The organism is Burkholderia sp. 9779_493 (genome assembly GCF_015712215.1).
Classification (GTDB): domain Bacteria; phylum Pseudomonadota; class Gammaproteobacteria; order Burkholderiales; family Burkholderiaceae; genus Burkholderia; species Burkholderia cenocepacia.
The window spans coordinates 60,535-70,904 of record NZ_JACCQA010000040.1 but is presented as its reverse complement, the minus strand read 5'-3'; the positions used below and the strand labels follow the sequence as shown (position 1 = coordinate 70,904).

General features: G+C 69.7%; 8 protein-coding genes. 6 read left to right on the top strand and 2 right to left on the bottom strand.

From position 1 onward, the window contains the following. Together H0X95_RS30195 and H0X95_RS30190 are read right to left on the bottom strand one after the other, a co-directional pair. Positions 1-1,521, bottom strand: a 1,521-nt coding sequence (locus H0X95_RS30195; protein ID WP_196446322.1) for an NfeD family protein, incomplete at its 3' end; no start/stop codon positions are given. 122 nt (positions 1,522-1,643) lie between these two features. Next, complete coding sequence (locus tag H0X95_RS30190) at positions 1,644-2,678, bottom strand: AraC family transcriptional regulator (RefSeq protein ID WP_006498836.1); 1,035 nt, start codon at positions 2,676-2,678, stop codon at positions 1,644-1,646. A 137-nt stretch (positions 2,679-2,815) separates the two neighbouring features. Between H0X95_RS30190 and H0X95_RS30185 the strand changes: the two genes are divergently transcribed. The 6 genes from H0X95_RS30185 to H0X95_RS30160 all read left to right on the top strand — a co-directional run bounded on the left by H0X95_RS30185 (position 2,816) and on the right by H0X95_RS30160 (position 10,312). After that, positions 2,816-3,949 carry an acyl-CoA dehydrogenase family protein gene (locus H0X95_RS30185; protein ID WP_006482812.1) on the top strand — a complete coding sequence of 378 codons (1,134 nt, stop codon included), beginning with the start codon at positions 2,816-2,818 and terminating at the stop codon, positions 3,947-3,949. Between the two features lie 167 nt (positions 3,950-4,116). Beyond that, the gene (locus H0X95_RS30180) at positions 4,117-5,823 is read left to right on the top strand and encodes an AMP-binding protein (RefSeq protein WP_059721922.1); all 1,707 of its coding nucleotides are present in this window, start codon (positions 4,117-4,119) and stop codon (positions 5,821-5,823) included. 114 nt (positions 5,824-5,937) lie between these two features. Beyond that, the gene (locus tag H0X95_RS30175) at positions 5,938-7,467 is read left to right on the top strand and encodes a CoA-acylating methylmalonate-semialdehyde dehydrogenase (RefSeq protein WP_049006751.1); all 1,530 of its coding nucleotides are present in this window, start codon (positions 5,938-5,940) and stop codon (positions 7,465-7,467) included. Positions 7,468-7,485: 18 nt separating this feature from the next. After that, positions 7,486-8,385 (top strand): 3-hydroxyisobutyrate dehydrogenase, encoded by a 900-nt coding sequence (mmsB, locus tag H0X95_RS30170; RefSeq protein WP_059721923.1) that lies wholly within the window; start codon positions 7,486-7,488, stop codon positions 8,383-8,385. Beyond that, entirely contained in the window at positions 8,385-9,176 is a 792-nt protein-coding gene (locus tag H0X95_RS30165) for an enoyl-CoA hydratase (protein WP_059721925.1), read from the top strand. The genes mmsB and H0X95_RS30165 overlap by 1 nt, the downstream gene beginning before the upstream one ends. Next, a complete protein-coding gene (locus H0X95_RS30160) occupies positions 9,173-10,312 on the top strand; it encodes an enoyl-CoA hydratase/isomerase family protein (protein ID WP_006482815.1) in 1,140 nt (379 codons plus the stop codon). The genes H0X95_RS30165 and H0X95_RS30160 overlap by 4 nt, the downstream gene beginning before the upstream one ends. Positions 10,313-10,370: the final 58 nt, after the last annotated feature.

The window sequence follows — 10,370 nt, the reverse complement described above, 5'->3', positions numbered from 1 at the left end:
GGCGGGCACGTCGTAGAGCGGCGCGACCGTCAGCGTCAGCCCGTGGCGGCCGGTGACGCGCACGCGGCAGCCGGCGGCCAGCGGCGTGCTGCTCGCCACGCGCCAGCGCTCGCCGTGCACGCGCGCCCAGCCGGCGGCCGACGGCGCGGCGTCGGTCGCGCCATGCGGCTGGTCCGGCTGCAGGCCGTCGTCGAGCACTTCGCCGATGCTGCCGAGCATCGCCTCGGCGCCCGTCACGACCGGGCGGCGCCGCGCGCGCAGCGCGACGCTCGACACGCCCGCGACGAGCAGCGCGCCGCCGAGCGCCAGGCTCGCGATCACGGGCCACGGAATCCCGTAGCCGGGCACGTCGGTGTCGATCAGCATCAGCGCGCCGATCGTGAACGCGACGATCCCGCCGAACCCGAGCACGCCGAAGGTCGGCAGGAACGCTTCCGCGACGAGGCAGCCGAGCCCGAGCAGCACGAGGCCGAGGCCCGCATAGCTGATCGGCAGCAACTGCATCGCGAACAGTCCGACCAGCAGGCAGATCGTGCCGGCGACGCCCGGCAGCACGAAACCGGGGTTCGCGAATTCGAAGAAGAGGCCGTAGATGCCGATCGTCAGCAGGATCAGCGCGACGTTCGGATCGGCGATGATCGCGAGGAACCGGCTGCGCCAGTCGGGCGCGAGCACGACGAGCGGCGCGTGCGCGGTCGCGAGATGCAGCGTGCCGGCAGTCGTCGTCACCGTGCGGCCGTCGAGCTGGCGCGCGAGGTCGGCCGGGTCCGGCGCGATCACGTCGACGACGTGCTGCGCGCGCGCTTCGTTCGCCGACAGGCTCACGGCCTCGCGCACCGCGCGCTCGGCCCATTCGACATTGCGTCCGCGCAATTGCGCGAGGCCGCGGATGTATGCGGAAGCGTCCTGGATCGCCTTGCGGATCTCGGTCGATTGCGTATCGGTCGGCAGCACGGCAGCCGCGTCCGACACGCCAGACGCACCCGATGCACCGGTCGGTCGCGGCGCGGCGGGATTCGCGCCTGGCGGCGCCGCGCCGCCGATGCCGAACTGCACGGGCGACGCCGCGCCGAGGTTGGTGCCGGGCGCCATCGCCGCGAAGTGGCTCGCATAGACGATGTAGGTGCCCGCGCTCGCCGCCCGCGCGCCGCCCGGCGCGACGAAGGCGGCGACCGGCACCGGCGAGCGGAGGACGGCCTTGATGATCTGCCGCATCGACGTATCGAGGCCGCCGGGCGTGTCGAGCTGAAGGATCGCGAGCGGCGCATGCTCGCGGGCCGCGCGGTCGAGCGAACGCACGATGAAATCGGCGCTGGCCGGGCCGATCGCGCCGTTGACGGGAATCACGACGACCGGATGCGCGGCGGGCGCGTCGGCCGATGGCGGCGCGGCGAGCGCGGCGCACACGACGAGCAGCGCCGCGAACAGCGCGGCGCGCGCGACCCGCGCGGACAGCGGGTGACGGGGGCGGCCGTCGGGCGCGGCAGGCGCCGGCGGCGGGCCATGACGGTGAAAGCGCATCGGGACGTCCGGGCGGCGCACGGCCGCGTGCCGTCCGGCTGGCGGAAAGGGCGTAGGCCCGATGCTTGAAGATTAGGCGGTTTCGGCGCAAAGCGCGAAGGCGAGGCGGGCCGGCCGCGCCTTCAGCCGGCGCCGCCGCCGCGCGCGAGCGCTTCTTCCCGAAACTCGGCCGGGCTGCGCCCGCTCCATTTGCGGAACGCGCGGTAGAACGCGCTCGGTTCCGCGAAACCGGTCGCGGCCGCGACGTCGGCGATCGTGCGGGCGGGGTCGGCCAGCGCCTCGAACGCGAGATCGCGCCGCAGCGTGTCCTTGATCGACTGGTACGCGTGGCCTTCCTGATGCAGCTTGCGGCGCAGCGTGGCCTCGGCCACGTGCAGCCGCGCGGCCATCCCGCCCGCGCCCGGCCACGCGGCGGGCGGCATCCCGCGCAGCACCGCGCGCACGCGTTGCGCGAGCGCGTTCGGATTGCGGTACTTGACGATGAAGCTGGCCGGCGCGTTGCGCAGAAACGTTTTCAGCGTCTTCGCATTCTGCACGACCGGCAGCGTCGCGAATTCGGGATCGAAATCGACATACGACTCGGGCTCGTTGAAGCGCATGTCGTCGCAGAACATCGACGGGTATTCGTGATCGGCCGGTGGCGTGTCGCAGCGGAAGCTCGCATGCAGCAGCGGAATGCGCCGCCCGATCAGCCAGCAGGTGAGGCCGTACACGATGATGAAATAGGTCGCGTACGTGAACATCGCGGGCGTCGCGCCGTTGTTGCGGTGCACGAAACGCAGCCGCACGCGCTGCGGGTTCGCGTCGAGCTCCGCGTGGAGGTCGTCGAGCACGCAGTGCATGAAGTTCACCGCGCGCGCCATCGCGTGCAGCCCGTCGCGCGCCGACAGCGCGGCCTGGCTCATCGCGATGAAGCTGCCGCTGCGCATCGGGTGGCGATCCTGCCCGAAAAACTCGTCGTCGAGCGTGCGCGCGATCGCGTTCCACAGCGCGCCGTATTGCTGCGCGGACACGCGTGCGCGCGGCTGCCCGAGCAGCGCGGGCGCGATGCCGGCCTGCGCGAGCAGCGGCTCGGCCGCGACGCCGCGCCGCGTGGCCAGCGCGACGCTGTACGCGACGAGGCTGATCGCGACGGTTCCCTTGTCTTCCTGCTTCATCGGTGTCGCCGGTGTGGCAAAAACGCTCAGTGTAAATGAGCGACGCGAGCATCGAACAGTCGCGCGTGCTTGCCTACACTTGTTGCATCGAAACGCAAGGACGGTCGCGCCCGGCGGCCGCGGGAGATAGCAGCACCATGGACGAGCTTTACACCGAAGACCAGCGGATGATCCGCGATGCGGCGCGCGCTTTTGCCACCGAGATGCTGGCGCCGAACGCCGCGCAGTGGGACCACGACGCGCACCTGCCCGACGCGATCGTCGCGCAGCTCGGCGAGCTCGGCCTGCTCGGGATGATCGTGCCGCAGGAGCTGGGCGGCTCGTATACGGACTACGTGGCGTATGCGCTGGCGATGGAGGAAGTGGCGGCCGGCGACGCCGCGTGCGCGACGATGATGAGCGTGCACAACTCGGTCGGCTGCGGGCCGATCCTCGGCTTCGGCACGCCCGCGCAGAAGGACCGCTGGCTGGCCGACATGGCGGCCGGTCGCGTGATCGGCGCGTTCTGCCTGACCGAGCCGCATGCCGGTTCCGAAGCGAACAACCTGCGCACGCGGGCCGAGCTGCGCGACGGCCAATGGGTGCTGAACGGCGCGAAGCAGTTCGTGACCAACGGCCAGCGCGCCGGTGTCGCGATCGTTTTTGCCATGACCGACCCGGAAGCCGGCAAGCGCGGCATTTCCGCGTTCCTGGTGCCGACCGACACGCCGGGCTTCATCGTCGGCAAGCCCGAGAAGAAGATGGGCATCCGCGCGTCGGATACGTGCCCGATCACGTTCGAGAACTGCGCGATTCCGGAAGACAACCTGCTCGGCAATCGCGGCGAAGGGCTGAAGATCGCGCTGTCGAACCTCGAAGGCGGCCGCATCGGCATCGCCGCGCAGGCGCTCGGCATCGCGCGCGCCGCGTTCGACAAGGCGCGCCGCTATGCGGGCGAGCGCGTGCAGTTCGGCAAGCCGATCGCCGAGCATCAGGCGATCCAGCAGAAGCTCGCCGACATGGCCGTGCAGATCAACGCCGCGCGCCTGCTCGTGCATCACGCGGCGAAGCTGCGCACGGCCGGGCTGCCGTGCCTGTCGGAAGCGTCGCAGGCGAAGCTGTTCGCGTCCGAGATGGCCGAGCGCGTGTGTTCGGATGCGATCCAGATTCACGGCGGCTACGGCTACCTGGTCGATTACGAAGTCGAGCGTCACTATCGCGACGCGCGCATCACGCAGATTTACGAAGGCACCAGCGAAGTGCAACGGATGGTGATCGCGCGGCAGCTTTGAGTCGCGACGGTCGCGCCGGGACGACAGCATCACGCAGGGCACGAGGGCAGCGCGGTGAACGCGGCACGCAACGACGTGACCGTGCGCCGTGCAACACGGAACCGGGCAGGTGCTGCAGCACCTGCACCGGTTGAGCGCTGGGCATGGAGACTGGACGGAGACGACACATGACGGTACAGGCATTCCTGGACGCACGCGACTTTCTGCTGCGCCATCGCACCGACTACGACACCGCATACCGCGATTTCGAATGGCCGGTGCTCGATGCGTTCAACTGGGCGCTCGACTACTTCGACCCGATGGCGCGCGGCAACGACCAGCCCGCGCTGTGGATCGTCGACGCGGCGACCGGCACGGGCGATCCGTATTCGTTCGCGCAGATGTCCGAGCGTTCGTCGCGGATCGCGAACTGGCTGCGCGCGATCGGCGTCGTGCGCGGCGACCGCATCCTGCTGATGCTGCCGAACCGGGTCGAGCTGTGGGACGCGATGCTGGCCGCGATGAAGCTCGGCGCGATCGTGCTGCCCGCCACCACGCAACTGTCGCCCGACGACGTGCGCGACCGCGTGCAGATCGGCGGCGCGAAATACGCGATCGTCGACGAGAACGAAGCCGCGAAATTCGAACAGCCCGATCTCGGCCTCGCGCAGAAGATCGTCGCCGGCGCGCCGCGCGCGGGCTGGCTCGCGATGAACGACGGCTATGCGGCGAGCGCTGCGTTCGAGCCGGACGCCGTCACGCACGCGAACGATCCGATGCTGCTGTACTTCACGTCCGGCACGACGTCGAAGCCGAAGCTCGTCGAGCACACGCACCGCACCTATCCGGTCGGCCATCTGTCGACGATGTACTGGGTCGGCCTGCAGCCGGGCGACATCCACTGGAACATCAGCTCCCCGGGCTGGGCGAAGCACGCGTGGAGCTGCTTCTTCGCGCCGTGGAATGCGCAGGCGTGCGTGTTCGCGTTCAACTATGCGCGCTTCGAGCCGAAGGTCGTGCTCGATGCGCTCGTCAAGTATCGCGTGACGACGCTGTGCGCGCCGCCGACCGTGTGGCGCATGCTCGTGCAGCAGCCGCTCGCGTCGTTCGACGTGAAGCTGCGCGAGATCGTCGGCGCGGGCGAGCCGCTGAATCCCGAGATCATCGAGCGCGTGAAGAAGGCGTGGAACATCTCGATTCGCGACGGCTACGGCCAGACCGAGACGACCTGCCTGATCGGCAACTCGCCGGGCCAGCCGGTGGTCGCGGGCTCGATGGGCCGGCCGCTGCCCGGCTACCGGATCGCGCTGCTCGATCCGGACGGCGCGCCGGTGACCGAAGGCGAGGTCGCGCTGCCGATCGGTGGCGACGTCGCGCGCCCGGTCGGGCTGATGAAGGGCTACGCGAACAATCCCGATGCGACGGCCCATGCGATGCGCGACGGCCACTACCGCACGTCGGACATCGCGATGCGTCGCGACGACGGCTACTACGTGTACATCGGCCGCGCGGACGACGTGTTCAAGTCGTCCGACTACCGGCTGAGCCCGTTCGAACTGGAAAGCGTGCTGATCGAGCATCCGGCGATCGCGGAAGCGGCCGTCGTGCCGAGCCCGGACCCGGTGCGGCTGTCGGTGCCGAAGACCTTCATCACGCTGCGCCAGGGCTATGAAGAAAGCCCCGCGCTCGCGCTGGAGATCTTCCGCTTCTCGCGCGAGAAGCTCGCGCCGTACAAGCGTATCCGTCGCCTGCAATTCGCGGAACTGCCGAAGACGATCTCCGGGAAGATTCGCCGCGTCGAGCTGCGCCGCCGCGAGATCGAGCGCGGCGACGACGCGACCGAACGTATGCCCGGCGAATACTGGGAAGAAGATTTCGCCGCCGAACTGAAATGACCGGCCGCGGGTCGCGCGTGCTGCTTTTTTCCGCGCGTCGCCCGCCGCCTCGCTGAACCGAACCGGCCGCGCGTCGCACGACGCCACGCGGCCCACTGCAAGGAGAGTGCTCTGATGAACGCGAATCCGACGCCCCGCACGGGGCAAGACGTGCCGACGGTCAAGCTGCTGATCGACGGCGCCTTCGTCGAGTCCGCCACGAACGAGTGGCGCGACATCGTCAACCCGGCGACGCAGCAGGTGCTCGCACGCGTGCCGTTCGCGACCGTCGCGGAAGTCGACGCGGCCGTGCAGGCCGCGCACGCCGCGTATGCGACGTGGAAGAACACGCCGATCGCCGCGCGCATGCGCATCATGCTCAAGTTCCAGGATCTGGTGCGCGCGAACCAGCAGCGCATCGCGAAGACGCTGACGGCCGAGCAGGGCAAGACGATTCCCGATGCCGAAGGCGACATCTTCCGCGGCCTCGAAGTGGTCGAGCACGCATGCTCGATCGGCACGCTGCAGCTCGGCGAATTCGCGGAGAACGTCGCGGGCGGCGTCGACACCTACACGCTGCGCCAGCCGCTCGGCGTGTGCGCGGGCATCACGCCGTTCAATTTTCCCGCGATGATTCCGCTGTGGATGTTCCCGATGGCGATCGTGTGCGGCAACACGTTCGTGCTGAAGCCGTCCGAGCAGGACCCGATGTCGACGATGGAGCTCGTCGAGCTCGCGCTGGAAGCCGGTGTACCGAAAGGCGTGCTGAACGTCGTGCACGGCGGCAAGGAAGTCGTCGATGCGATCTGCACGCATCCGCTCGTGAAGGCGATCTCGTTCGTCGGCTCGACCGCCGTCGGCACGCACGTGTACAACCTCGGCAGCCAGCACGGCAAGCGCGTGCAGTCGATGATGGGCGCGAAGAACCACGCGATCGTGCTGCCCGACGCGAACCGCGAGCAGACGATCAACGCGCTCGTCGGCGCGGGTTTCGGCGCGGCCGGCCAGCGCTGCATGGCGACTTCCGTCGCGGTGCTGGTGGGCAACGCGCGCGACTGGCTGCCCGACATCGTCGCGAAGGCGAAGACGCTGAAGGTCAACGCGGGCTCGGAAGCGGGCACCGACGTCGGGCCGGTCGTGTCGCGCGGCGCGAAGGCGCGGATTCTGTCGCTGATCGACATGGGCATCAAGGAAGGCGCGAAGCTCGAACTCGACGGCCGCGACGTGAAGGTCGCCGGCTTCGAGGAAGGCAACTTCATCGGCCCGACGATCTTTTCCGGCGTGACGACCGACATGACGGTCTACACGCATGAAATCTTCGGACCGGTGCTGGTCGTGATGGAAGTCGACACGCTCGACGACGCGATCGCGCTGGTCAACGCGAACCCGATGGGCAACGGCGTGGGCATCTTCACGCAGAGCGGCGCGGCGGCACGCAAGTTCCAGAGCGAGATCGACGTCGGCCAGGTCGGCATCAACATCCCGATCCCGGTGCCCGTGCCGTTCTTCAGCTTCACCGGTTCGCGCGGCTCGAAGCTCGGCGATCTCGGCCCGTACGGCAAGCAGGTCGTGCAGTTCTACACGCAGACCAAGACGGTCACCGCGCGCTGGTTCGACGACGACACGACGGCTGGCCCGGTGAATACGACGATCCGGCTGCACTGAGCGGCGGAGGACACCAACATGAAAATCGGATTTATCGGCCTCGGCCACATGGGCGCGCCGATGGCGCTGAACCTGCTGAAAGCCGGCCACGACGTGCACGCGTTCGACCTGAGCGCCGACGCGTTGCGCGCGCTGCAGGACGCCGGCGCGCAGGTGGCAGCTTCCCCGCGCGATGCGGCATCGGGCGCGACGTTCGTGATCACGATGCTGCCGGCCGCGCCGCACGTGCGCTCGGTGCTGTCCGGCGAGAACGGCGTGCTGGCCGGCCTCGGCGCGGGCGCGACCGTGATCGATTCGAGCACGATCGACCCGGCGAGCGCGCAGGCGTTCGGCGCGCTGGTGCGCGAGCACGGCGGCGCGTTCGTCGATGCGCCGGTGTCGGGCGGCACCGGCGGCGCGGCGGCCGGCACGCTGACCTTCATGGTCGGCGGCAGCGACGCGGATTTCGAGTGCGTGAAGCCGGTGCTCGCCGGCATGGGCAAGAACATCGTCCACTGCGGCGCGACGGGCATGGGGCAGGTCGCGAAGGTCTGCAACAACCTCGTGCTCGGCATCTCGATGGCGGCGGTGTCGGAGGCGATGTCGCTCGGCGTCGCGCTCGGCATCGACCCGAAGGTGCTGGCCGGCATCGTCAACACGTCGACCGGCCGCTGCTGGAGCTCGGACACCTACAACCCGTATCCGGGCGTGATCGAAACCGCGCCGTCGTCGCGCGGCTACTCGGGCGGCTTCGGCACCGACCTGATGCTGAAGGATCTCGGCCTCGCGAACGATGCGGCGAAGCAGGCGCGCCAGCCCGTCTATCTCGGCGCGCTCGCGCAGCAGCTGTACCAGACGATGAGCAGCCGCGGCGACGGCCAGCTCGATTTCTCGGCGGTGATCCGCCTGTATCAACCGGCCACGAAGAAGGACGCGTGATGATCGAACTCGACTACGTCGACGACGGCGCGATCGCGTGCGCGACGCTCAAGCGTCCGCCCGCGAACGCCTTTACCGCCGACGGGCTGCAGCAATTGCAGCAAACCGTCGCCGAACTGAATGCGAACCCGCGCGTGCGCGCGCTGGTGATCACCGGCGACGGCCCGAAGTTCTTCAGCGCGGGCGCCGATCTCAACACGTTCGCCGACGGCGATCGCGCGGTCGCGCGCACGATGGCGGCGCGCTTCGGCGCGGCGTTCGAGGCGCTGCACGACGCGCGCGTCGTGACGATCGCGGCGATCAACGGCTATGCGATGGGCGGTGGCCTCGAATGCGCGCTCGCATGCGACCTGCGGATCGCGGAGACGCATGCGCAGATGGCGCTGCCCGAACCGTCGGTCGGGCTGCTGCCGTGCGGGCTTGGCACGCAGACGCTGCCCTGGCTCGTCGGCGAGGGCTGGGCGAAGAAGATCATCCTGACCGGCGCGCGCGTCGACGCGGCGACTGCACTGCGGATCGGCCTCGTCGAGGACGTGGTGGACAGCGGCGCCGCGCGCGACGCGGCACTCGCGCTGGCACGCAACGTCGCGCGGCAAAGCCCGCATGCGGTGGCCTACAGCAAGGAGCTGATCGGCCTCGCCCGACACGGCGTGCCGCGCGGCGCGGCGCTCGCGGTCGAACGCGAACGCTTCGTCGACCTGTTCGACACGGCCGATCCGCGCGAAGGCGTGGCGGCGTTCCTGGGCAAGCGCGCGCCGCAGTGGCGCACCGATGGAGAGCCGCAACGATGAGCACGCCGGTGACGAATCACGACACGTTCGCGGAACATGCGCCCGAGGTGCTGTTCCGCGTGGTGAACCGCGTGGCGCTGATCACGCTGAACCGGCCGGCCGCGCTCAACGCGCTGTCGTACGCGATGATCGGCGAGCTGACCGCGCTGTTCGAGCGCTGCCGCCACGACGACCAGATCGTCGCGCTCGTGCTGCGCGGCGCGGGCGAGAAGGGCTTCTGCGCGGGCGGCGACGTACGCGAGCTGTACCGGATGGTCGCGCAGCGCGAGACCTGGCTGCCGTTCTTCGTCGACGAGTACCGGCTCGACTACGCGATCCACACGTTCCCGAAGCCGGTCGTCGCGCTGATGGACGGCGTGACGATGGGCGGCGGCATGGGCCTCGCGCAGGGCGCGGCGCTGCGCGTCGCGACCGAGCGCAGCAAGATCGCGATGCCGGAAACGCGCATCGGCCTCGTGCCCGACGTCGGTGCCACGCATTTCCTGTCGGGCATGCCGGCCGAACTCGAACTGTACGTCGGGTTGACCGGTGCGATGCTGTCGGGCGCCGACGCGCTGACCGCGAAGCTCGCGGACCTGTGCGTGCCGTCCGCGTGGCTCGACACGTTCGAGACGCGCATCGAAAGCGTCAAGTGGGACGGCGATGCGCTGCCGTTGCTGCGCAAGGTGTTCGAGCCGCCGTGCAACGTGGTGCCGCATGCGGCGCTCGACGGCCAGATGCCGTGGATCGTTCGCCACTTCGACAAGCGTTCGACCGTCGAGCGGATCGTCGCGACGCTCACGCAGGAGCTGGCGCGCGACGAGCTGGCGCGCGAGCACCGCCAGTGGCTGCAGGCGACGCTCGACGCGCTCGCGAGCCATTCGCCGACGATGCTCGCCGTGACGCGCGAGGCGCTGCTGCGCGGCCGGCAGATGACGCTCGCGGAATCGTTCCGGATGGAGCTCGGCATCGTCGCGCGCGCGATCGAGGAAGGCGACTTCTGCGAAGGCGTGCGCGCACATCTCGTCGACAAGGATCGCAAGCCGCGCTGGGCGCCCGCATCGCTCGTCGAGCTGCGCGCCGAACGCGTGCGGCATTTCCTGACGTCGCCGTGGAAGCTGTTCGCGCATCCGCTCGCCGATCTCGGCGCGGCGTGATGCGATGAGCCGACGCGCCCGCGCGGCGCGTCGGTTGCCGCGTATTTCGTTGCGGTTC